Below are 24,295 nucleotides of genomic sequence, written 5' to 3'. Positions count from 1 at the left end.
TCCGGTCTCTTATAGATCCTGGTACATGATCTTTTCACGGTGGTTCGAGGCGAATTTGACGAGCGAGAGAAGGTTTTGTTCGCCCATGGCCTTCATATCACCGGCGTGGATCACCAGGCGAGGTGTACCCCTGTAAATGAGGAGGGCGAGGCGCGAGAAGACCTGCATGGCTCCGAGGAGGGCCTGAGGGAAAATTGAGAAGGTCAAAATCTGCGAGAAAGACTGCTTTACTTTCTTACCGACTTTACGGTAAATGTAGAGCATGTCTTCGTAAAAGTTGAATTCTTCGAGCACCTGTTTCTTGAGGTGCTTGTTGTCGAGCCAGACCGGGGCAATGAATCCGGATGGGCGGCCAAAGCCGTGTGCCTTCCAGAGGGCGATGCTTCGGTTCAGGAGCATTTGCGAAAGTTTCTTGTTCAGGCCTGCAAATTCGGCCCCGTTGTGCGAAATGGCGAGCGCGAGCTTGCCGATGGGATTACGCTTGATGAACAGGTCTGCGTTGTGGCGCACTCCGTGGAGCAAGATTTCGTAGCCTTCCTGCACGAACTTGCCGATTTCTTCACGGAAGGCGTCGGCTTCGGATTCGGGAACGCCCCCGATAGAGGGAACGACGGCAATCGAGATGGGTGAACCGGCGGCAGCGGCAATCTTTCGAATTTCTTCGGCGGATTTCTTGCAGTTTTTCACGTTAAAATTATGATAGCACAGCAGGTACTTCTTCTTTTTGTGAAGAATGGCTTCGGCTGCTCGGATGTCGGCAATGTCCTTGTTGATTTCCATAAGGGTAACCTGTCTTGGAATGTTTTACAGGGGTAATTATAGAAAAACAGGGATTGAGAATCCCTGTTTCCGCTTTTCGAAAGCTTTAAACGTCACCTACTTCGCCGGTCTTGACGAAATTCCGCACGGCGCGTGTGATGCGCATGCTGCAGAAGTTCGGCCCACACATGCTGCAGAAGTGGCTTGCCTTGGCCTGGCTGCCGGGGAGCGTCTTGTCGTGGAATTCCATCGCCTTCTCGGGGTCGAGCGATAGCGCGAACTGGTCGTTCCAGCGGAAGTCGAAACGGGCGCGGGAAAGGGCGTCGTCGCGGAACTGCGCTGCGAAATGGCCCTTTGCAAGGTCGGCCGCGTGAGCGGCGAGCTTGTAGGTGACGACCCCCGCGCGCACGTCGTCGCGGTCGGGGAGCCCGAGGTGTTCCTTGGGCGTCACGTAGCAGAGCATCGCAGTGCCGTACCAGCCGATTTGTGCCGCGCCGATGGCCGACGTAATGTGGTCGTAACCGGGGGCGATGTCGGTGGTGAGGGGGCCGAGCGTATAGAACGGGGCGCCGTGGCACTTTTCGAGCTGGCGGGCCATATTGTCCTGAATCTTGTGCATGGGCACGTGACCCGGGCCTTCGATAATCACCTGCACACCGTATTCCCAGGCAATCCTCGTGAGCTCGCCGAGCGTGTCCAGTTCTCCGAACTGGGCCGCGTCGTTGGCATCGGCTAGGCTTCCCGGACGCAGACCATCGCCCAAAGAAACGGCAACGTCGTAAGCGGCGAGAATCTCGCAGATTTCGCGGAAGTGCGTGTACAAGAAGTTCTGCTGGTGGTGGCGCATCTGCCAGAGAGCAAGGATGGAACCGCCGCGGCTCACGATGCCCGTGGTGCGCTTCGCGGTCAGCGGAATGTGTTCCAGCAAGAGGCCCGCGTGGATAGTGAAGTAGTCCACGCCCTGTTCCGCCTGCTCAATGAGTGTGTCGCGGTACAGTTCCCACGTGAGTTCTTCGGCCTTGCCGTTCACCTTCTCGAGTGCCTGATAGATAGGCACTGTTCCGATAGGTACGGGGCTGTTACGGATAATCCATTCGCGCGTTTCGTGGATGTGTTTTCCGGTGGAAAGATCCATCACGGTGTCGGCGCCCCAGCGCACCGACCACGCCATTTTCTCGACTTCTTCTTCGATAGAAGAAGTGATGGCGGAATTGCCGATGTTGCTGTTGATTTTCGTGAGGAAGCGGTTACCGATAATCATCGGTTCGCATTCCGGGTGGTTAATGTTCCCCGGCAGAATCGCGCGGCCCGCGGCGATTTCGTCGCGCACGAATTCCGGCGTAATGGGGGAGCCTTCAATCTTGATTTTGCCCTGGGCCTGCAATTCGTCAAGGCGCTGGTTTTCGCGGATGGCCACGTATTCCATTTCCTTGGTGACGATTCCCTTGCGGGCGTAATCGAGCTGCGTCAGGTGATGGCCTGCCTTGGCACGGAGCGGATGGTGTTCCGCGTTGAAGCGCAAATGGTCGAGTTCGTGGTTTGCACGGCGGGCGCGTCCGTATGCCGATGTCATGTCGTCAAGCTGTTCGGCGTCGCCACGTTCCATAATCCACGATTCACGGAAACGCTCGATGCCCTTCGTCACGTCAAGCTTGGCGTCTACATCGCTGTAAGGGCCGCTCGTGTCGTACACGGGAACCACCGGCGTTTCGGGGTCCTCGGTCAAAATTTCGCGCATTCCCACACGGATGTCCGGGTACATTTTTCCCGGCACATACACCTTGCGGGAATTCATAAAAGGTTTAAGCAGAGAATCCAATGTATACCTCTTTTTCTTTCGGGGCTAAATATAGAAAAGAACACGAATTGCTATATTTGCACTCGAAAATGATTGTGTCCTAATCACTAATCACTAACCACTATTTACGGTTCTATGAACGCAGAAATCGAAAAACGCCGCACTTTTGCTATTGTCAGCCACCCTGACGCGGGTAAAACCACTATCACCGAAAAGTTCCTCTGGTACGGAAATGTCATCCGCGAAGCGGGCCACGTGCGCGCCAAGGCAAACCGCAGCTACACCGTGAGTGACTGGATGAAGATTGAACAGCAGCGTGGTATTTCGGTTTCGAGTTCCGTGCTGAATTTCCCCTTCGAAGGTTGCATGTTCAATCTGGTCGATACCCCGGGGCACCAGGACTTCTGCGAAGATACCTACCGCGCACTCACCGCCGTGGATGCTGCCCTCGTGCTTATCGATAGCGTGAACGGTGTTGAAAAGCAGACCATCAAGCTCATGGACGTGTGCCGCATGCGTCATACGCCCATCATCACGTTCATCAACAAGATGGACTTGGATGGTCGCCACGTACTCGACCTGCTCGACGAAATCGAAAGCATCTTGAAAATCAAGGTCGCCCCCTTTACACTCCCGATTGGCGTGGGTAAGCTCTTCAAGGGCGTGTATTCCATTGCCGAAAACACCTTCCACACCTTCAATAAAGAAGAAGGCCATCAGGAAATCATCCAGATGGAAGGCCCCGACGATCCGCGCCTTGTAGAAATGTGCGGCGAAAACTGGGTTGCTCAGTTCAAGGAAGAATACGAAATGGTGACCGGTGCCATGGATCCGTTCGATCACGAAAAGTTCCTGAAGGGCGAAATGTGCCCCGTGTTCTTCGGTTCTGCGGTGAACAACTTCGGCGTGCGTCAGCTCTTGAACGCTTTTGCAAAGCTTGCGCCGCCGCCGATGGTGCGCGAAACCGATAAGCGTCCGGTGAGCCCCGACGAAAACGACTTTAGTGCGTTTGTGTTCAAGATTCAAGCGAACATGGACCCCAAGCACCGTGACCGCACTGCATTCCTGCGCATTTGCTCGGGCAGCTTTACCCGTGGCGAAAAGGTTTACCACGTGCGCACGGGTCGCGAAATCCGCCTCGCCGCCCCGACGGCGTTCCTCGCGAAAGACAAGGAAGTTATCGACCACGCCTGGGCGGGCGATATCGTGGGTATTAACGACCCGGGACTGTTCCGCATCGGCGATACGTTGACTGACGGCGAAAAAATCAACTTTACCGGCATTCCGGATTTTGCTCCGGAACATTTTGCCCGAGTGACTTTGCTGAACCCGCTTAAGAGTAAGCAGATGGCGAAGGGCCTTGCCGAACTTAGCGAAGAAGGTGCGACTCAGCTGTACGAACCGCTCAAGTCCGCTATTCCTGTGATTGGCGTGGTGGGCGAGTTGCAGTTTGACGTGCTCAAGTTCCGCCTGCAGAGCGAATACGGCGCCGATGTGTCGCTGGACCGCGTGCCCGCTCACGGAATCCGCTGGGTGTCCGGCCCCGAAGCCGATGTGGCCAAGTTCGCCGAAGAATACGCCATGGACTGCATGATGGACAAGGAACGCAACCTCGTTTGCCTGTTCCCCAACGAATACCGTCTGAACCTTGCTATCAAGAACTACGAAAAGCTGACCTTCGCGGCTACCTCGCAGGGGTAGGGTCGCTTCGCGACAGTTGGTAGAACTTAGACCGCTTCGCTCTTAGAGCTTAGTAGAATAACACTAAGCTCTAAATTCTAAGTTTTAAGCTCTAAGTTCTCAGATCTTAGGGTTGATTTTTCTTTACATTTCCCGTTGACGATTTAACTTAAAGTTTCTAGTAACTTATCTAAGTTCTAAGCTCTAAGTTCTGCTAACTGCCAACTAGTAACTAATAACTTTTTATATATTTCCCTTACACAGGCGAGTATTGTGCTTGCCCAGATTTTTTAACATCAAAAGGAAAAACATGAAACGTCTCCCCATTGTTGCTATCGCAGTATGCTTCGCTGGTCTCGTCGCCTGTAATCAGGCTTCCGCCGGCGGTTCGTTCAACCAGCAGGCCAGGCTCGACAACCTGGAAAAGGAATTCAAGCAGGTCAAGGAAGAATTCGAGATCATCAAGTACGCTCTCGACAAGCGCGGCATTTCCCTGGAACAGGCCCGTGCCGAAATGGAAGCGGACAACAAGGTCTGGGACATTCCCGACGAAGACAGCCCGGTCTTTGGCAACACCAAGAACCCGAAGCTCACGATTGTTGAATTTACCGAGTTCCAGTGCCCGTACTGCTCCCGTATCGCTCCTGTGATGCAGGAACTCAACAAGAAGTATCCCGACCAGATCAAGTTCGTGTACAAGCACTTCCCGCTCAGCTTCCATGCGAACGCCCGCTCTGCAGCAGCCTCTTCTATCGCAGCACACAAGCAGGGCAAGTTCTGGGAATACCGCTACGCGCTCGCTCCGCATAGCCGCGAACTCGGCGATTCCGTTTATCTCGCCGTCGCCAAGGAAGTTGGCCTGAACATTGAACAGTTCAAGAAGGACATGGTGCTTGACTCCGCTATGAACGCCCGCATCGACAAGGATTTCCAGCTCGGTGCCGAAGTCGGCGTGCAGGGTACCCCGAACTTCTACATCAACGGCAAGCGTCAGGACCGTTTCAGCCCGGACCTCGTCGAAAAACTCCTGAAGGAAGCCAAGTAATCGCATTGGCGGTTCAATCTGTAAACGCGACTTAAAGTCGCGTGCTTCCTTTTTTTACTCAATTTTTTTAATTTCAAACCAAACTAAACACAACCAAAAGGATACGATATATGATGAAGCGTACATTGACTGCCGCTACCGTCGCCCTCCTCGGCTTCGGCGTGACGGCTACAATGGCTCAGCCGAAAGCTCCGCGCGTAGTTCCTTACAAGTTCTTTGACGATCAATATCGTCAGGGTGGCTTCGACTACGCTTACGGCGGCAAGAGCAAGGGTATCACTATCACTAAGGACGGCGGCTACAAGTCCAAGGCTGCCCTCAACATCAAGCTCGACCCGAGTGAATATTCGGGTGCTTCCGTTTGCCTTTACAACGAAACTTTCGACTTGAACAAGTTCCTCTTGGATTCCAAGCTCGAATTCATGATCAAGGGCAAGAAGGGTGGCGAGTCTGTCAAGGTCGGCCTCTTGGATGAAGAAATTTCCGATGGCAAGAAGACCCAGGTCGTTCTCCCGATGAACAAGTATATCGAAGGCGGCGCCGTGACGACGGAATGGAAGAAGGTTTCTATTCCTCTTATCGATTTCCCGGATCGCGGTCTCTACTGGGACAACACCCGCAAGTCCGAATTCCCGGCCCGTATCGACTGGGACAAGATTGCTGAAGTCCGTTTCTCCATTGACAAGAGCGGTGCGAAGGATTTCGAAGTCTGGGTCGACAATATCGAAATCGTGAAGGGCAACAAGAAGGCCAAGCCCAAGGCCAAGATCGTCTACTGGGACGAAAACAACGACGTAATCAACGGACCCAAGAACCCCGAAAAGCTCGACGGCAAGGTCAAGCCGGTTGCTAATGGCGTGTTCTACTCCGATGGTTTGAAGGGCTTCAGCTACAGCTACGGTGGTCTTTCTGCTCAGCGCGAAGCTGACTCCAAGACGGCTGGCAACAAGAACGTGCTTGCTCTCTACATCGATAACAACGACTGGTCCGGTGTGACGTACTCTCTTGGCGAAGGCAAGTACATTGACCTCTCCAAGGTTCGCAACAAGGGCGGTCTCTACTTCTGGATCAAGGGTAAGCTCGGCGGCGAAAAGGTCTACGTGGGTATCCTCGACAACCAGGGCAACGACATCAAGAGCCAGACCAAGATCAGCCTGAACGACTGGATCGAAGGCTCCAAGGTCGGCACCGACTGGAAGCTCGTGAAGATTCCTCTGAAGAAGTTCAACGACAAGGGTAAGGCTTGGGACGCTAACAAGCAGGCCGAAGTTGCCAAGGACGTGCAGTGGAACAAGATTCAGGAAATCCGTTTCTCCGTGGGCAAGGGTGAAAACGCTGGTGAACCGGGCAAGCCGGCTCCTGTGACCATCTTTGTGGACCAGATTACCTTCACCGAAACCATCGACTGGGTTGACCCGGATATCAAGTGGGACAACTGGAAGTCCAAGGCTCCGGATGTCGTGATTTCCGACTTCGAAGGCAAGTTCGCCAAGGACAACTGGGAACCGTCCAAGGGTCCGAAGTCCAAGGTCGAAGTGGAAATGCCGTTCAAGAGCTCCAAGCTTGATGGCAACTCCCTCAACGTGAAGCACTTCGAAATGTCCGACTGGGTTGACGTTGTGCTCGACTTCTCCAAGAATACAGCCAACCACGATAACAAGCAGCGTGACTGGACCAACCACTGGGGCATCATGTTCGACGTCTACTCCGAACGCGCATGGCAGTCCATTACGGTGCAGGTCGGTGATGCTGGCAAGGAACTCTTCGTTGCCAACACGGGTGTACCTCGCGGTCGCACCACGGTAATCGTGCCGTTCCGTGCATTCTCCAAGTTCCCGTACTACCAGCCGCCTGAAGCCAAGGAAAATGGCCAGTTTGACCTCAAGGGTGTTGTATCCCTCGACTTCAAACCGGGTGGAGAAGGCTCTAACGGTAGCTTCGAAATCGATAACATCAAGCTCACCAACCAGAAGGAAGTCAAGGCTGCTGAACGTCCGGCTCTCGTGAAGGTTGAAGTCAAGGGTACCGGCGACGTGCTCAACCCGAACATCTCGGGTGGCCTCTTCGGTATCAACGCTGCCCTTTGGGATGGCGATATGCTTGACAATCCGAAGTTCAAGGTTCAGACTGCCGAATACGCCAAGCGCATCAACCACGGCATCATCCGTTATCCGGGTGGTCTCCGTGCCGATGACGACCACTGGAAGGAAATCCTCGACAACCATGACTGGATGGTCGATACCGACGAATTCCTCGCCTGGTTGAAGAAGACCGGTTCTAACGCTATGTTCACCGTGAACTTCGGTTCTGGCACCGAACAGGAAGCAGCCGCTTGGGTGAAGCACACCAACATCGACAAGAAGGCCGGAATCGTTTACTGGGAAATCGGTAACGAAGTCTATGGTAACTGGCACCCGTACTATGAAAAGTATGGTAAGGACGGCGGTACCATTTATGGTAAGCGCGCCCGTAAGTTCATCGAAGCCATGAAGAAGGTTGACCCGACTATCAAGGTCGCTGTTCTCGGCGTGCTCGATGGCCAGTGGAACGACAACGTGCTCAAGGAAACCGGCGACATTGCCGACGGTCTCATTGTTCACCACTATCCGCAGCACTTCGGTGAAGAAAATGACTTCGCCATGCTCTCTGCTCCGCAGGACCTCGTTCCTATCTACAGCCGTCTCCACAAGGTGGTGGACAAGTGGACCAGCCACTTCAAGAAGGACAAGAAGATTGAACTCTGGCTCACCGAATGGAACTCCGTGGACTTCAACCCGGGTCCGCAGACCATTTCTCTCGAAAACGGTCTGTTCGTTGCTGACTACCTCGCTATGCTCGCCACTGAAAACGTGGACAACGCACAGTACTGGGATATCCACAACGATATCACTCCGGAAGGCGGTGACTACGGTTACCTGACTCGTTCTGCAGAAGAATGCATGAACTGCCCACGTCCGAGCTACTGGGCATTCCAGATGGCTTCTGACGCTCTCCGCGGCAAGCTCCTCAAGACCGAAATCACCGGTGACAAGGAATCGCTCATCACGACCTACTACACCGAAAACGGCAAGAAGAAGAGCCTGCTCGTGATCAACAAGAGCCCGTACAGCGACTACGAACTCAAGTTGAACATTCCGGGCTTCAAGGGCAAGGCCACTGTCCAGACGCTCGACCGCAGCACCGAAAAGCTGAAGGAAGGCTGGGCAAACGATCCGTCCAAGAAGGCCAAGAAGGGTGTTGACGTCAGCAAGCCGATCAAGGTCGGCAAGCGCACCGTCACCCTCATCACGGTGGAATAAGGATTATCATTCCGGCTTAACAGCCGGAATCCTCCTATGAAAACGCCTCGGCAATAAGCCGGGGTGTTTTCTTTATTTGCATATAAAAAGCCGCAGGCATTTGCTCGCGGTTTAATTATATCAAGAAAACCACCCGCTGGTGCGGGTGGATCTCTATTTATTTTGAAACTAAATACTCGTTTGGATTATCGTTTCGCTCAAATGGTCTCGGTTTATTTTTCTCGCCAGACTTTGATTAGGCTGCGGTGCTTGCGGGTGGCGAGCCAGAGTGTCGGCCAAATAAGAATGAGGTCGCGGATGAGGCTAGTCCAGGCTTCGGCCTTGTCGTGAGCGGCGCCGTCTTCAAGTTCGAAACATCCGCAGGTGATGCCTAGATCGTTGCCGAGCGCCCAGCTGAGAGCGATGATGAAACTGATGAACATCCAGAAAATAGCGAACGCAGATTCGCGCACGAACGGCGTTACAATCATGGCGAGGCCAAACCAGAATTCAAACTGCGGATAGACGAGCGCAAAGAAGTTGTTCAGGTTTTCCAGGTGCAGAGCAGGGAAGAACTGGTACTGGGCCACGAGAACGGCAAACTGGTGCGGATCCTGAATCTTGTAGACGCTTGCAAAGATGAACATGCCTCCGATTCCCACGCGGAACAGTGTTTCTAGCGCGCGGATGGCAAAGTCCTTTTGTAGGCGGTAGGCGGGAACGCAGATGCCCGTGGCAATAATAATGGCGGCAAGTCCCACATGGATGTTATAGCGGTATGCCTTGGGCCAAATTTCCATCAACCAGTCTTGGTCGGTAAAAGTCAAGAACGATTCCGGGAACGAAATCTCGGCAACTCCGATTGCGACAAGAATCGAGGCTACGGCAAGGAGTGCAGCAGAAAAGATTGTCTTTTTCATTACAGCACCTCGTCCGGTTTCTCTAGAATTTCCTGGCTGCCGATCCACTCAACGGAATGCGAGTCTTCGACGCGGATGTTGTTGATGATGGCAAGCGCTATGCTGAATGCGGCAAGCCCGAGCAAAAAAATCCAGTTCAGGGATTTTAGATATCCCTTCAGGTTGGCGGTCATCTTGAAAATCAAATCTTTCATAACCACAAGATACAAAAAAAAGAAGCCCGGCAGAGCCGAGCTTCCCAAACGTTTCGTTTGTGTAGAAACTACCTGGAGTAGTATTCCACGACGAGCTGTTCTTCGAGCTTGACCGGAATCTGATCGCGGAGCGGGAGCTTCACGAGAGAGCCTTCCATCTTGCCTGCGTCAACAGTCACGTATTCAGGGGCAGCCGGAGCGTTAGCAATGGCTTCCTTGATCTGCACGTGTTCCTTAGAACCTTCGCGAACTGCAATCACGTCGCCGGCCTTGATCTGGCGAGCGGGAGAGTAGCTGCGAACACCGTTCACGGTGAAGTGGCCGTGAGCGACATACTGACGAGCAGCGAAAATCGTGCGAGCAAAGCCCATGCGGTAGACGAGGGCGTCCAGACGGGTTTCGAGCAAGATCATCAGGTTGTCACCAGCAGAACCGGCGCGACGGTTGGCTTCGTCATAAGCCTTGGCCAACTGAGCTTCGGAAATGTTGTAGGTGAAACGCAGACGCTGCTTTTCAACGAGCTGCTGCTTGTACACAGAAGAAGACTTCTTGCGGGTCTGGCCATGCTGGCCGGGTGCAAAGTTACGGCGATCGAGAGCCTTCTGAGTCTTCTGAGAGACGGCGAGTCCGAGAGAACGGGCTACCTTACCTTTTGGTCCACGGAAAGAGGACATTTTTACCTCGTTAAAGGAAGCTCTTTGGTTAACATGCATGTTGGCAGAGCTTGGCGCGACATGCACTCATTGGTGTGACATATATAGAAATAAATTGGCCGGTTTTCAACCGAGCCACCCCCAAAAATGCCCCGAACCACCCCTAGAGGACAGATTTTTAGAGCTTAGAACTTAGAGCTTAGAGCTTACCTTTGGCCACTTAGTGCTTTAGCACTTAGGTGGACATGGCCACCTTTAGGTGGGAACTTAGAATGATCTCTCTTGGCTAAGCTCTACTAACTAAGTTCTACCAACTAAGCTCTACCAACTATTATTATATTAGTGCCATGATTTGGAACGAATCGAATCTCAACGAGCCGCAATTAATTGATATCCCTATTGCTCACGACCAGCGGGGTAACCTGAGTGTGGTGGAAGGGGGCGAACTGGTGCCCTTCGATATCAAGCGAGTGTATTATCTGTACGATGTTCCCGGTGGAACGACCCGTGGAGGTCATGCTCACAGGAACCTACGCCAGCTGATTATTGCCGCCAGCGGTAGTTTCGATGTGATTCTGGATGACGGCAAAACCCGTACCAAATATTCGCTGAACCGTTCCTACCACGGACTCTATATTCCCACCATGCATTGGCGTGAAATCGAGAACTTCTCGTCGGGTGCGGTGTGTATGGTGCTTGCGTCGGAGCATTACGATGAATCCGACTATATCTACGAATACGATGCTTTTGTGAAAGAAGCTTCTACTCGCTAATTTTTACTTTGTATAAAATGCGTTGACGCTGGCTTTGGCGCCGAGGGATTCCTTGAATCGGTGCAGGTTTTCGTTCAAAAATTCACCCCCGTTTTCGGTAGAAATACCCCAGGAGATTTTCTGGAACCCTTCGAGGGCGGCTTCTCGCATGACGCGCACATATAGGGCTATGGTGGGTTGGAACTTCTCGTAGTCGGGATTGGGGGCGATGTATTGGGCGTGAATGGTCTTGGTCTTTTCGAATCTGAACAGCATCATGGCGGCAACTAGCGTGTCTTTGTCCCAGATTCCGCGGAATCGGATGTGGTCTGGGATGCGGTTGTCCTTCAGGTCGTAGAGTTCCTGCAAGGTATGGACCGGATGGACGTTGTGCTTGGATTTTGAAATTTCCAGAAAATGGTAGAAGGTTTCGAAGTCTTCGGTCTTTTCCAGGTTTCCGAACCGGATGCTTTCGATTTCGGATTTCTTGAAAATGCGGCGGCATTCCTTGTCGCAGTTCTCGAGCGGGTCTACGCCGGATTGCAGCGTGCAATAGGAACTGAGTTCCGTATGGCGTGTGTATCCCATGTGTTCCAGCATATATTCCAGAAGGTCTGGACTTTCTTCGGCGAAAATGGCTGGAGTAATCTTGAAACGAATGTTTTTGAATCGGCTTGTAAGGTGCTGGTCTGCTTCTTTCAAGATTTCAAGGAGCCTGGAACCGCTGTAGAACGATTTTGCGATAATGGGTCCGCCAAAGGTAGTACCCGCATGGGAGATGAAGGTTTGCTCCTTTGCCACGCCCGGGAAATAGGCGACAATGGTACCGCTTTTTTCTAGCGCAAAACTGGCGTCGGTAAAGCGGCCTGTCGGGTGGTAGTTCAAGAACCGTCTGGTTTGCAAGAACGTCCCGTTGACAGATTCGCATTCCACAAAGTGATCCAGTCGCTTGTCTAGTTCGGGGCTGTAGGGCAAAATTTCGTACATATTTCCTAAAATAGTAAATTCCTAACCACTAATCACTGTCTACTTTCTACTTCCTACTTCCTACTAATTTGCTATTTTCATGAATAATGATGAATGTCCCGTTTTATTCGCTGGATTATGTGAATCGCGCTTTGGGCGATGCCCTGCGCGAATCTTTTTCTGATGTCCTTGATTCTAAGTGGTTTATTCGCGGTTCGCGTTGTGCTGCGTTCGAAGAGGCTTTTGCAGCCTATTGTGGTAAAAAGGCTTGCGTCGGAGTCGGTAATGGGCTCGATGCGCTGACCCTGATGCTGAAGGCGTCTATTCAACTGGGGCGCTTGCAACTGGGCGATGAGGTGATTGTTCCGGCGAATACATTCGTGGCGACCGTTCTCGCGGTACGTGCTGCGGGACTTGTGCCGGTACTTGTGGAACCGAATCGCGACACTTGCGTGCTGGATACTTCTCGATTGGCGGAAGCCTGCTCTGAAAAGACCCGTGCCATTTTGGTGGTACATCTGTACGGTCGCCTGGCGGATATGCCCGCGATTTGTGAATTTGCAAAGGCGCATAACCTGCTGGTGTTCGAAGATGCTGCTCAATCTCACGGGGCTGCTTTAGACGATAGAAACGTCATTGCGAGCCCATTCGACGAGCTCAGGGTAAACTCTGCGAAGCAATCTAATGCAGCAGCCTACAGCTTTTATCCGACAAAAAACCTCGGCGCCATGGGCGACGGGGGAGCGGTGGTGACTGACGATCTGGAGCTTGCCCAAGTGGTAAAGTCTCTCGGCAATTACGGCTCTGTCGAAAAGTATGTGAACAAGTATGTGGGCGTAAATTCCCGATTGGATGAAGTCCAGGCGGCGGTGCTGCTTGCGAAACTTCCGCATTTGGATTCTTGGAATGCCCGTCGTCAAGAAATTGCGGCCCATTATTGTGCCGAAATCAAGAACCCGCTGGTACGTGTAACGCCTGTTCCTGAAAATCCCAAGTCCCATGTGTGGCATGTGTTCCCGGTATTTTGTGAAACTCGCGACGAATTGCAAAGGTTCTTGAAAGAGCGCGGTGTAGAAACGCTGATTCATTATCCGATTCCGCCGCACTTGCAAGAAGCCTTTGACGGGGCTCTTTCTCGTGGGGAACTCCGCTACGGGCCACTCCCGATAGCCGAAAAGCTGGCGAAGACGGAACTCAGCATTCCCATGGGCCCTGGTATGACCGATGAACAGGTCGCGTATGTTGTCGAATCCATTAACATTTTTGCCTAATGTCATTGCGAGCGTAGCTATACGATACTTGGCAACTTGTTGCCTTAGTAGAGTTATCCTCTTTGTGGAGAAGCAATCTATAGAAGAAGTTTAATGATGCCCTCAGATTTGAAATTTGCGAAACTCTTTGCCGGCTCCGGTGTCGTCACGTTGTTCAATGCGCTTCGTGCGTTTGCGATTAACAAGTTGCTCGCTATATTCCTGCCGCCGGCGGCATTTGCTTGCGTGGGGCAGTTCTTGAATTTGATGAGCATCGGTTCGGCGACGTCTTCGCTGGCGTTACAGAACGGTTGGACTGCACTGACTGCCCAGAATAAGGGTAATCGCGAAAAGCTTCTTGGCATTTGGCGCGGCGGACTTCGCTTGACGACTTTTGCGAGCCTGTTGACCTTTGTCGTTGCACTTTTGTTCTGTTTTATGGCGCCTCTCGATTCGCTTTTGCCCGGAGTCCCGACGCGTCTTGCGCAGGCCGCCATTCTCTTTGCCTTGCCAGGTGTTTTCGCAACAAACATCATCACGATTTCTGCGGCGGTCATGAACGGCCTTGGCGAAAATCGCAAGTGGGCGTTGATTAATATCGTGACTTCGGTGTGGCAAGTGCTTTGGGTGGCTTTCTTCCTTTATACGGGGCGACTCTCGGTGCTTTCGATTATCGCGACCCAGTCTATCGTAGCCGCTATTTTTGCAATCCAGATTTCTAGCCGAGCCGGTTTTAGCGTCAAGCAGATTTGGAAAACGGCTCTTGATACGCGAGGCCCGTGGCTTTCTTATGCGCTCATGGGCCTTGTACCGATGGTTCTTTCGCCGCTGGTACTTACGGTGATGCGAATGACCGTTGCTTCTAATTTCGGAAACGACGCAGCGGGGATTTGGCAGAGTGTCTGGAAAGTTTCTGATTTTTTGTTCATGGCGATGTCAGCCGTTTTGACGGTCATTATCTTGCCGCGGGTTTCGTCCAAGATGAGCCGCGGGGACTTTTTCAGAATGTTCCATCCGTTGCTGTTCCGAATTATGGGAATCTCGCTCGCGATGGTTGCGGCTCTGTATTTTGGCCGCAGCATCTTGGTACAGGTGCTGTTTTCGCAGGCGTACATGGGTGCTGTCGATTACTTGCCTTTGCAACTCGTGGGGGATTTCTTTAGAGCCGGCGGTTTTGCGCTTGCGCTAGTGTTGATTGCCCGCACCGAAACGAAGACTTTTCTCGCTGTCGAAGTTTGTTCTGAATTGTTGCTTGCGGTAGGGACTTTTGTCGGCATAAGGTTTGTTGAATTTAACGGTCCGATGGCCTCTTATGCCTTCGAGAACTTCGTCTATTTCGTGGTGTTGTACATATTGGTGAGGAGGCTTAAATGGAATACTCCGTAACGAACATGTTTGCACAGAAAATGACCGAAAATGTCTATGTGAAAGCTTTTGCCCAAGGTGAAGAGATGGAGCAACGGGAACTTCCGCCGGTCGTATCGGTGCTCCTGGCTAGCTACAATCATGAAAAGTACGTGGAAGCGGCGGTGCGTTCGGTCTTGTCGCAGAAGGGTGTTGCCTTTGAACTGATTGTCCTTGACGACGGTAGTAAAGATAAGTCTCCCGAAATACTTGAAAAACTCGCTGAAGAATTCAAGTTCCGCTACATTCATCGCGAAAACAAGGGCGTCATCGCGACCTTGAACGAAATGCTTGAGTTGGCTCGCGGAAAGTACTTCTGCACCTTTTCTTCCGACGATATCATGCCGCCGGACCGCTTAAAGAAACAGTCTGATTATCTGCTTTCGCATCCGAATGCGGTTGCCTGTTTTGGGCAGGTTAAGCCTATGAGCGAAGACGGAATTGCTTCGGAAAATTTGGACCCTGCGTTTTTGAAGTCTGTTCCTGAAATCAGCTTTGATGAATTCTTCTTGGGGCTGAAACCTTTGCACGGCTGCGCTGAAATGTTCGTGACCGATGTGGTGCGTCGCTTGGGCGGTTACGATTCGCGCTTCTTTTTTGAAGATTATCCGCTGTACCTGAAGGTGCTTTATGAGTGCGGCCCTCAGCCGGTGCTCCCTGATGTGGTGTGTTGCCATTACCGTGAGCACGGGGACAATATGCACGCCAATCACAATCGTATGTATTCCGAGATTTTGCGGATTGTAGAACTGTACAAGGATCATAAGCTTTACTCGCAGGCGGTTCGGAACTGGAAGGCGAACTGGTTCTCGTCGCTGGCCTATTCGCAAAAGGGCGAGGCGCTCAAACGATTGCCGCAACTAGCGTCGTTCAGTTCTGCATTCCTGAAGCGTTTGCCGAAATTGTTCATTCCGAGGTCTCTGTTAAAACGGTAGGGCAAAAATGATTTCAGTCTGCATGGCGACATACAACGGCGGCAAGTTTATCCGCGAACAGCTGGAAAGCATTCTTTCGCAGTTGTCGTCTGATGCCGAAATCGTCGTCGCCGATGATGGCTCGACAGACGATACGCTTTCTGTTGTGGCATCGCTCGGGGACTCTCGCATTCGTGTGTTGCCTGCTGAAAAACACTTTGGTGTTATCTACAATTATGAACGCACCCTGCAGGCATCCAAGGGAGAAATTATTTTCCTTGCAGACCAAGATGATGTTTGGCTTCCGGGAAAAGTGGAGAAAGTTCTTGCGGCGCTGAATGATGCCGACCTCGTGACTCACGATGCATGGATGCTCAGCCCTTCCGGTGCGTCAGATTTCACTTGGACTCGCACTGGAAAATTGAGTGATATTCGCACCTACAGGAGTGGGGTAGTTGCCAACTGGTGGAAGAATTCATTTACGGGATGCTGCATGGCGTTCCGTCGTAACGTCTTGGACAAGGCTCTTCCGTTCCCTAAGAATCTTCCGATGCATGACCAATGGTTAGGGCTTGTTGCCGAGAAATATTTCAAGGTCAGCTATGTCAATGAACCGTTGGTGGAATATCGCCAACATTCTTCCAATGCAACGCATATCGAAAAATCACCTGCAGGAGTTCTTCAAAAAATTAAGTGGCGAGTGGACTTGCTGAAAGCGATTATTTAGTGGCTTGTGCGACGGCTTGGGCGACTTCGCCCCAGCCCATCTGGACAATCGCTCCTGCGCGGACAAGGTTCCCTTGGGCATCTTCGTACTCTTTAAGGATTTGGCTCCATTCCGCTACGTCGCGGCGGAGTTTGACGTCCTTGTTGATGCGACGGAGGAGCATGTCCTGTTTCCATTGCGCCGCTGCGGAAAGCTTCTGGCAAGAGACGTCGAGGGCTTCTAGGTAGGCGGGAACCGCATCAAGGAAAGTCTTTTCGAATGGCTTTGCCTTGGACTTTGCTTGCAGGACGAGGTTGTTCTGGTTGATGGCGTTCTTGCGGATTTCACTCATCAGGCGAACAATGCGCTCGTAATCCACTTGCGGCCAGAACAGGCTGAACGGCCACATCTTTTTCCAATGGAATTTGAACATGGATTCGTGGGCCGTGTTTTTTGCCCTTATCAGTTCCTTGAGGTTCTCGAAAATGACCTGGGAGGGGAGCATATCTTTGCAATCTTGTTCGCTCATGGGCTGCAATATACTAAAAAAGGGGCATATCTCTGTAAAAAAAGAAAAAATTTTCAAAACTTTGTTTGTTTTTTGTAAATTAGGAAGTAAATTCTACTTGCAAAAACATGCAAAAAGGAAACTTATGGACAAAAAGAAATTCAAAATTTTGATGATTGTCGATATTGTGCTCATTATCGGCATTTTTGCCTTGATGATGGTTCTCAAGGGCCAGTATAACGACCAGGCTCAGAAGTCGGTGAATGAACAGGTGGGTGCCTATCTTGAACAGTCCAACGGAGTCGTCCAGGATCAGTGGAAGTCGGTGGACCAGTATGGCATGGCATGGCGCCTCGTTTATGCGACTTTGACCACTGTAAAGACCGAAGCCGCCTTCGATGCCGCTGTTAAGGCTATCGAAGAAGACAAGGATGCCCGTTTCAAGCAGCTTTCTTACATGTACGAAGCAGCCGGTATTCCTGCCCAGGCTCAGAATTCCATTTACGAAAAGGCTGGCCTTGCTGACAAGTTCCTGCTGAAGAACGAAGGTGGCGTCAAGGAAGTCGCTTGCGGAAAGAACTGCGTGATTACCTTCACTTTCGCGAAGGGCAAGCTGAAGTCCAGCGACTACAAGGCTCTTGCTGGCTACAACATGGCTGAAAACTTTAAGCTCGAAGCCCCTGCGGCATTCCACTTTGAATAAGGAGTTGTACCAATGAACGTAAAGACTATTTCGATTGCACTCACGGTTCTGGTGGTGGCCCTCCTTGCGACGATCTTGATGCAGAAGAGTGGTTATGTTTCTCAGGCTACGGAACATTATGAAAAGACCACGACCAAGTCGTACAAGGGAGCGTCCCAGATTGTGGAATATGTGAACAATTCCATCGAGACGAACAAGGGCGTTTGGGCGCTTGCATGCGAAGCGGTACAGTCTGTCAAGACTTCGCAAGACCAAGCTCGCCTCGAAGCCAAGTATTTCCCGTCTACCAAGGGCTCCATGAGCATTGTGAACATGACTCGCCGCTTTGAAGCTACGGGTGCCTACTACATCGTTTCCAAGTTTGCCAAGGTCGAAGTCGACAAGAAGACCGAAGTCAAGTCTCTGGCTGGCCTCGTCTCTGTGAACGTGAACGCTCTCGTCGGCAATCCGGGCGAAGAAATCGAGGAAGCGGAAGGCGAAGAAGGTGAAGAGGCTGTTGAAGAAGCTCCGGCACCGAAGAAGCCCGCCAAGGCCGCCAAGGGTAAGAAAGGCAAAAAGGGCAAAAAGCGCTAATCGCTTGACTCTCAACGAGTTAGAAAATCGTAAGAAACGACCTGCTCTGCGGGCCGTTTCTTAGTTATGAGCGCGCCTTGCTTAGGAAGGCTTTGAGGTCTGAGTATTGAGTTAAAGCATGGCGCCGAAGGCGCGATTATAAAAGCTCATAGCTCAAAGCGAAGCGACCTCATACCTCATACCTAATTTCTAAATTTACGGCGTAAAATTTAAACCGAGGTTTATAATGCTCATTCTTCGTGGTACGCCGGCTTTGTCGGATTTCCGTCTCCAGAAACTTTCTTCCGATTTCAAGGCTGCGGGGCTCTCTGTCGCTTCCGTCTATGCCGAATTCCTGCACGTGGTGGATCTGTCCGCCAACTTGACCGATGCGGAAACCGAAACCTTGAAGAAGGTGCTGCACTACGGTCCGGCCCGCGAACCCAAGGCTCTCGAAGGCGAACTCTTTGTGGTGTGCCCGCGTCCGGGTACTATTAGCCCGTGGAGCTCGAAGGCTACCGATATCGCTCACATCTGCGGCCTCCCGGCCATCAAGCGCATCGAACGCGCTATTGCATACTATGTAAAGTTTGAAGGTGCTGCACCGGCTGGTGCCCGTGAAAAAATCTCCGCCAAGATTCACGACCGCATGACCCAGGCCGTGTTTGCCGACACCGCCTCCTTGGAAGTCCTCTTTAGCAAGGAAGAACCGCGTCCGCTGAACGTGATTCCGGTGCTCGACCAGGGTCGCGACGCCCTCGTGAAGGCTGACAAGGAAATGGGCCTCGCGCTCTCTCCGGATGAAATCGACTACTTGGTGAAGAACTTCACCGAACTCAAGCGCAACCCCACCGACGTGGAACTCTACATGTTCGCGCAGGCCAACTCGGAGCACTGCCGCCACAAGGTGTTCGGTGCCGAATGGACGATTGATGGTGTCAAGCAGGACAAGTCCCTGTTCCAGATGATCAAGAACACCTACCAGCTCCACAACTCCAATATCTTTAGCGCCTACAAGGACAACGCCGCCGTGATGAAGGGCGCTGTCGCTGGCCGCTACTATGCCGACCCGCGCAACAACAAGTATGACTTCCACAACGAAGAAGTCGACATCCTCATGAAGGTCGAAACCCACAACCACCCGACTGCCATTTCTCCGTTCCCGGGTGCCGCTACCGGTAGTGGTGGCGAAATCCGTGACGAAGGTGCCACGGGTAAGGGCAGTAAGCCGAAGGCCGGCCTCACGGGCTTCAGTGTTTCGAACTTGAAACTGCCGGGTGCAGTCCAACCTTGGGAAAAGGACTTTGGAAGCCCGTCCCGCATTGCGTCTGCCCTCGACATCATGATCGAAGGCCCGCTGGGTGGCGCTGCGTTCAACAACGAATACGGCCGTCCGAACATCCTCGGTTACTTCCGTACTTTCGAACAGGAAGTCGATGCCCAGAACGGCAAGGAAGTCCGCGGTTACCACAAGCCGATTATGCTGGCTGGTGGTCTCGGTAACATCAAGCATGAACATATCGAAAAGGGCCACATCGATCCGGGTGACCACCTGATCGTGCTCGGTGGTCCGGCCATGCTCATTGGTCTTGGTGGTGGTGCTGCTAGCTCTGTGGCTAACGGAGCCGGTAACGAATCTCTCGACTTTGCTTCTGTGCAGCGTGAAAACCCCGAAATGGAACGCCGCTGCCAGGAAGTCATCGACCGCTGCTGGGCGATGGACGAAGAAAACCCGATTACCTTTATTCACGACGTGGGTGCAGGTGGACTTTCTAACGCCTTCCCGGAACTGGTGAACGATGGCGGTCTCGGCGGTAAGTTTGAATTGCGTAACGTCCCCAACGACGAACCGGGTATGAGCCCGTTCGAAATCTGGAGTAACGAATCCCAGGAACGTTATGTGATCGCTATTGCTGGCGATAAGTTGGATGTGTTCGACGCTATCTGTAAGCGTGAACGCTGCCCGTATGCTGTGGTGGGCGAGGCAATCCCTGAAAAGCACTTGACTCTGACCGATAAGTACTTCGGTACGACTCCGATTGACATGCCGCTGGGTGTGCTCCTCGGTAAGCCGCCCCGCATGATCCGCAACGAAAAGAGCCAGAAGCGCCCGCTCAATTCCACGGTGGTTCCGGCCGATGCAACTATCAAGGACGTGGCTCACCGCGTGCTTGCAAACCCGACCGTCGCCGACAAGACGTTCCTCATTTCTATCGGTGACCGTTCCGTGACGGGTATGATTTGCCGCGACCAGATGGTTGGTCCGTGGCAGGTGCCGGTCGCTGACTGCGCCGTGACATCTGCAACTCTTGATACTTACGAAGGTGAAGTGATGAGCATGGGCGAACGCGCCCCGGTTGCCTTGATTTCTCCGGCGGCCGCTGCCCGCATGACGGTGGCTGAATCCCTCACGAATATGGCTGCCGCTTGCGTGCCTGATATGGGCCGCGTGAACTTGTCCGCAAACTGGATGGCCACGCCGAACTACGAAGGCGATGGTGCCGACTTGTACGAAGCCGTGAAGTCTATCGGTATGGAACTCTGCCCGGAACTTGGCATCACGATTCCGGTGGGTAAGGACTCCATGAGCATGAGCACCGTGTGGCAGGATGACAAGGGTAGCCACCGCGTGACCGCTCCGATTTCGCTCGTGATTAGTGCGTTTGCTCCGTGTGCTGACGTGCGCAAGACGCTCACGCCGCAACTCTTGCAGAAGAAGGATACGACCCTTGTGCTCGTGGATCTCGCTCGCGGTAAGAACCGCATGGGCGCCTCCATTGCCGCTCAGGTTTACAACAACCTCGGCGACAAGGCTCCGGATGTGGACAGCGCTAAGGAACTCCGCGCCTTCTTCGAAAACATCCAGAAGCTCAATGCGGCTGGCAAGATTATGGCCTACCACGACAAGAGCGATGGCGGCCTCTACACGACGCTCGCCGAAATGGCGTTCGCCGGCCACGTGGGTGTGACGGTGAAGGCCGATGCCCTCAAGGGTAATCTCATCGACGCCCTCTTCAACGAAGAACTCGGTGCCGTGCTCCAGGTGAAGAATGCCGACCTCGCGGCTGTGCGCGACGCATTTGCCGCCGCTGGCCTCGGCGACACTGTTTCTGAAATTGCAACGCTCAACGATACTTACAACCTGGTCATCGGCGACTACGCTGAAGGCCTCTCGGACCTCCGCGCCATCTGGAGCGACACGACCCGCCGCATCGCGGCCCTCCGCGATAACCCGGATTGTGCCGAAAGCGAATACAAACTCAAGCTGGAACAGGACAATCCGGGTATCACGCCGAAGGTCACCTTCGACGTGGCGGCGTCCGCCAAGATTGTGAAGGATTTCGCAAGCCGTCCGAAGATGGCGATCCTGCGCGAACAGGGCGTCAACGGCGAACTCGAAATGGCTGCCGCTTTCCAGAAGGCTGGTTTCGAATCCATCGACGTTCACATGACCGACATTCTCGAAGGTCGCGTAAGCCTCAAGGATTTCAACGGTCTCGCTGCTTGCGGTGGCTTCAGCTACGGTGACGTTCTCGGTGCCGGTGAAGGCTGGGCCAAGAGCATTCTCTTCAACCCGAAGGCCCGCGCCGAATTCGAAGCTTACTTCAACCGCAAGGATACCTTCACGCTCGGTGTTTGCAACGGCTGCCAGATGGTTTCTAACCTCAAGGATTTGATTCCGGGCGCCAAGCACTGGCCACGCTTTGTGCAAAACCTCTCCGAACGCTTCGAGGCTCGCTTCTGCACGCTCAAGGTCGAAGACACTCCGGCCGTGCTCCTCAAGGGTATGGCAGGCTCCGTGCTCCCGATTGCGGTTGCACACGGCGAAGGCCGCGCGGAGTTCGCTAGCCGGGTCGCCGCCGAGGAATGCTTAAAAACTGGTCTCGTGGCGCTGCGTTACGTGGACGGCAAGCACGAATACACCGAACGCTACCCGCTGAACCCCAACGGTTCTCCGTTTGGCATCAACGGCCTCTGCTCCGAAGACGGTCGCGCCCTTGTGATGATGCCGCACCCCGAACGCGTGTTCCGTACCTGCCAGTACTCCTGGCACCCGGCAGAATGGGGTGAAGACGGCCCGTGGATGCAGCTGTTCCGCAATGGCCGTATCTTTGTAGGCTAATTTTTTGTAAGTTGTTTTTGTCGTTGAGAGTTTGCCGCGCCCCCTGCGGGGCCTCGCAATGACAATTCGTGAGTTTATTTGAATTAAGAGGATTTATGAAGGCAAAACTTCTGGCTCTCGCTTCATTGGCATCGCTGTTTTTTCTGAACGGCTGTAACTGTATCGGCGACAAGGATACAATCCTTGCTCGTATCGATAAAGAAAAAGTCTATCAGGAAGACTATCAGTTGCTTCTAAAGAATGAAGGCTTTCCCAAGGAAGACAAGGGTAAATTCTTGTACGATAATCTGTATTCCAGAGCGGCACTGGTGTCTAGGGCCGTTTCGGAATATCCGGAATTGGAACAGGAGTGGGAGAGTGCCTACAAGGATCTTAAGCCTCGTATTTTGACGATGGTGTACCAGCGCTTCTACGTGATGGAATGCCTGAAGTACGATGACGAAACCTTGCGGCAGCATTATGACATGAACCGTGCGCTTTTCGATAGTGATTCAACCGCCGGTTTCTATAGTGTTCGTGGAAGTGTTGCTGAATCGTATTACGTGTCGAAGAATCAGGAAAAATGGCTGGCTTATTTGGCCGAAAATTTGTCCAAGGGTTCCAAGGATACGCTCGTCTTGCAGAAGCGCTTTGTAGGAGAATACAGGGAACACCTTCGTGATTCCATTTCGACTCTTGTGAAGGAAAACAAGAATATTGTCGTTCATGAAATTCCCAAGCCGGAGCCGAGAGCTTATTACGACAGTCACAAGGATTCTTTCATGACGGTTCCTGGCTATGAACTGTATCATATTCAGGGAACGAACAAGGATTCTCTTGCTAGTTTGTTTGAAACGACTCCTTCCTTGGACGCATTTAAGCAGAAGGCTGCCGCTGTCAGTCAGAATGCTTTGACCTCTAAGGACAGTGGATATGTGGGGGGCGTGAAGCAGGATTATGCCATGCCTTACGATATCGGTATGGTCCCGAATCTGTCCGAGGAACTCAAGGACCATGAAGCGGGCTATGTAACTCCGGCTTTGCAGGACAACAAGGGCTTGTTCCACGTGTTCTATCTAGCATCTCGAGTTCCGTCTACGCTGAAACCCTTTGAGCGCGTCCAGGCCGGAATTGAAGCCGGAATCAAGTCGGGTGAACTTTTCGAAGTAGATTCCGCATTCGTGCTCATTTCCAAAAACGGAAAGCCGCTGCTTACCGAAAAGGATTTACTGCGCTTTAATGAAGAGTATGCAAGAACTCGCTTGAACAAGTTCTCTCACGATCGGATGGTCCGCATGTGGACAGAATTCTTCGCTTACGAGGATTTGGCCGAGAAGGATCGTCTGAATCATAGCTGGGAATCCCGCGCTATTGCCCGTGATACCCGCTGGGATTACATTATAAAGAATTATTCGCAGAAGGCAGGGAATGCGCTCTCGGAATCCGATATCCCCGAGAACCTCTACAAGTACGAATACTACACGGGTTACCGCCTGATGACTTTCGGAAAATCCCTGGAACAGAGCATTCCTGAAACGTACTCTCGAATCCGTTCGGAATACAAAAAGAACTGGATCGGTCGTAAGTCTGCTGAAGCTTACGAGGCGGCGACGGTTCACATCTACAACATGGACACTCCCGAGTATAAGCCTGAAATGGTGGCGGATGTGTTGCTAAAGAAAGCGGATTCGCTTTTCAAGGCGAACAACCGTTCTGCGGCTATCGAAACTTACCGCAAGTTGCAGATGGCTTTCGCCGATGTTGATTCGCTCCTGGAAAAGGCTACTTACGAAATGGCGCTTGCCCAGAGCGAAAACGAGGATTTCAAGCAGGCGGAAGCGGGGTATTATGCTTTCTATAGCATTTGGCCCGAAAGCCCGAATGCCGAAAAGGCTATGTTCAGCCGCGGGTTCATTCTGAATGAAAATCTTGGAATGAATACGCGTGCGCAGGTCGTGCTCGAAGAGTTCCTCCAGAAGTATCCGAATAGCGAACTCAAGGAATCTGCCCAGTGGCTCGTCGACAACATCAAGAGCAACGGCAAACTTGCCGATGATTTGATGAAGAAAATCGAGGCGGAAGAGTAAATTCTGAATTCAGAATTCGGAATT

General features: G+C 52.5%; 19 protein-coding genes. 12 read left to right on the top strand and 7 right to left on the bottom strand.

Annotated elements, in window-relative coordinates:
- Positions 1-9 precede the first annotated feature (9 nt).
- Positions 10-780: a DUF2334 domain-containing protein gene (locus tag BUA93_RS08945; RefSeq protein WP_072978817.1), complete on the bottom strand. Its 771-nt coding sequence runs from the start codon at positions 778-780 to the stop codon at positions 10-12.
- Positions 781-865: 85 nt separating this feature from the next.
- Positions 866-2,554 carry a phosphomethylpyrimidine synthase ThiC gene (thiC, locus tag BUA93_RS08940; protein ID WP_083597283.1) on the bottom strand — a complete coding sequence of 563 codons (1,689 nt, stop codon included), beginning with the start codon at positions 2,552-2,554 and terminating at the stop codon, positions 866-868.
- A gap of 138 nt (positions 2,555-2,692) precedes the next feature.
- On the opposite strand from thiC, the gene BUA93_RS08935 reads away from it, so the two are divergent.
- From BUA93_RS08935 to BUA93_RS08925, 3 genes are all read left to right on the top strand, one after another.
- Positions 2,693-4,258: a peptide chain release factor 3 gene (locus BUA93_RS08935; protein ID WP_072978816.1), complete on the top strand. Its 1,566-nt coding sequence runs from the start codon at positions 2,693-2,695 to the stop codon at positions 4,256-4,258.
- Positions 4,259-4,547: 289 nt separating this feature from the next.
- Positions 4,548-5,282, top strand: a complete 735-nt coding sequence (locus BUA93_RS08930) for a DsbA family protein (RefSeq protein WP_072978815.1) — start codon at positions 4,548-4,550, stop codon at positions 5,280-5,282.
- Between the two features lie 110 nt (positions 5,283-5,392).
- Positions 5,393-8,581 (top strand): carbohydrate binding domain-containing protein, encoded by a 3,189-nt coding sequence (locus tag BUA93_RS08925; RefSeq protein WP_072978814.1) that lies wholly within the window; start codon positions 5,393-5,395, stop codon positions 8,579-8,581.
- Positions 8,582-8,793: 212 nt separating this feature from the next.
- Here the strand turns inward: BUA93_RS08925 and BUA93_RS08920 are convergent, their stop codons facing one another.
- The 3 genes from BUA93_RS08920 to rpsD form a co-directional block, all read right to left on the bottom strand.
- The gene (locus tag BUA93_RS08920) at positions 8,794-9,480 is read right to left on the bottom strand and encodes a MauE/DoxX family redox-associated membrane protein (protein WP_072978813.1); all 687 of its coding nucleotides are present in this window, start codon (positions 9,478-9,480) and stop codon (positions 8,794-8,796) included.
- Positions 9,480-9,674, bottom strand: coding sequence for a hypothetical protein (locus tag BUA93_RS08915; protein ID WP_139257916.1), 195 nt, complete (start codon positions 9,672-9,674; stop codon positions 9,480-9,482). Before BUA93_RS08915 ends, BUA93_RS08920 begins: the two co-directional genes overlap by 1 nt.
- 68 nt (positions 9,675-9,742) lie before the next feature.
- Positions 9,743-10,348, bottom strand: a complete 606-nt coding sequence (rpsD, locus tag BUA93_RS08910; protein WP_072978811.1) for a 30S ribosomal protein S4 — start codon at positions 10,346-10,348, stop codon at positions 9,743-9,745.
- A 326-nt stretch (positions 10,349-10,674) separates the two neighbouring features.
- On the opposite strand from rpsD, the gene BUA93_RS08905 reads away from it, so the two are divergent.
- Positions 10,675-11,100, top strand: coding sequence for a sugar 3,4-ketoisomerase (locus BUA93_RS08905; RefSeq protein WP_072978810.1), 426 nt, complete (start codon positions 10,675-10,677; stop codon positions 11,098-11,100).
- 3 nt (positions 11,101-11,103) lie between these two features.
- Here the strand turns inward: BUA93_RS08905 and BUA93_RS08900 are convergent, their stop codons facing one another.
- Entirely contained in the window at positions 11,104-12,066 is a 963-nt protein-coding gene (locus BUA93_RS08900; protein WP_072978809.1) for a GNAT family N-acetyltransferase, read from the bottom strand.
- Between the two features lie 86 nt (positions 12,067-12,152).
- Here BUA93_RS08900 and BUA93_RS08895 point away from each other — a divergent pair, with 86 nt between their 5' ends.
- The 4 genes from BUA93_RS08895 (at position 12,153) to BUA93_RS08880 (ending at position 16,340) form a co-directional block, all read left to right on the top strand.
- Positions 12,153-13,316 carry a DegT/DnrJ/EryC1/StrS family aminotransferase gene (locus BUA93_RS08895; RefSeq protein ID WP_072978808.1) on the top strand — a complete coding sequence of 388 codons (1,164 nt, stop codon included), beginning with the start codon at positions 12,153-12,155 and terminating at the stop codon, positions 13,314-13,316.
- Positions 13,317-13,409: 93 nt separating this feature from the next.
- Positions 13,410-14,681 carry an O-antigen translocase gene (locus tag BUA93_RS08890; protein ID WP_254793915.1) on the top strand — a complete coding sequence of 424 codons (1,272 nt, stop codon included), beginning with the start codon at positions 13,410-13,412 and terminating at the stop codon, positions 14,679-14,681.
- On the top strand, positions 14,666-15,634 hold the full coding sequence (locus tag BUA93_RS08885; protein ID WP_254793914.1) for a glycosyltransferase family 2 protein: 969 nt from the start codon (positions 14,666-14,668) through the stop codon (positions 15,632-15,634). Before BUA93_RS08890 ends, BUA93_RS08885 begins: the two co-directional genes overlap by 16 nt.
- 7 nt (positions 15,635-15,641) lie before the next feature.
- Complete coding sequence (locus BUA93_RS08880) at positions 15,642-16,340, top strand: glycosyltransferase family 2 protein (protein ID WP_072978807.1); 699 nt, start codon at positions 15,642-15,644, stop codon at positions 16,338-16,340.
- Here BUA93_RS08880 and BUA93_RS08875 read toward each other — a convergent pair.
- Positions 16,333-16,848: a hypothetical protein gene (locus BUA93_RS08875; RefSeq protein WP_139257914.1), complete on the bottom strand. Its 516-nt coding sequence runs from the start codon at positions 16,846-16,848 to the stop codon at positions 16,333-16,335. The two genes, BUA93_RS08880 and BUA93_RS08875, sit on opposite strands and share 8 nt — an antisense overlap.
- A 124-nt stretch (positions 16,849-16,972) precedes the next feature.
- Here BUA93_RS08875 and BUA93_RS08870 point away from each other — a divergent pair, with 124 nt between their 5' ends.
- From BUA93_RS08870 to BUA93_RS08855, 4 genes are all read left to right on the top strand, one after another.
- Positions 16,973-17,530, top strand: a complete 558-nt coding sequence (locus BUA93_RS08870; protein ID WP_072978805.1) for a hypothetical protein — start codon at positions 16,973-16,975, stop codon at positions 17,528-17,530.
- 12 nt (positions 17,531-17,542) lie between these two features.
- Entirely contained in the window at positions 17,543-18,103 is a 561-nt protein-coding gene (locus BUA93_RS08865; RefSeq protein ID WP_072978804.1) for a hypothetical protein, read from the top strand.
- A gap of 226 nt (positions 18,104-18,329) precedes the next feature.
- Positions 18,330-22,205 carry a phosphoribosylformylglycinamidine synthase gene (purL, locus tag BUA93_RS08860; protein WP_072978803.1) on the top strand — a complete coding sequence of 1,292 codons (3,876 nt, stop codon included), beginning with the start codon at positions 18,330-18,332 and terminating at the stop codon, positions 22,203-22,205.
- A gap of 95 nt (positions 22,206-22,300) precedes the next feature.
- Complete coding sequence (locus tag BUA93_RS08855) at positions 22,301-24,271, top strand: tetratricopeptide repeat protein (RefSeq protein ID WP_072978802.1); 1,971 nt, start codon at positions 22,301-22,303, stop codon at positions 24,269-24,271.
- Positions 24,272-24,295: the final 24 nt, after the last annotated feature.

Source organism: Fibrobacter sp. UWH4 (assembly GCF_900142475.1).
In the GTDB taxonomy this organism is placed as follows: domain Bacteria; phylum Fibrobacterota; class Fibrobacteria; order Fibrobacterales; family Fibrobacteraceae; genus Fibrobacter.
This window is presented reverse-complemented; position numbering and strand designations above follow the sequence as displayed.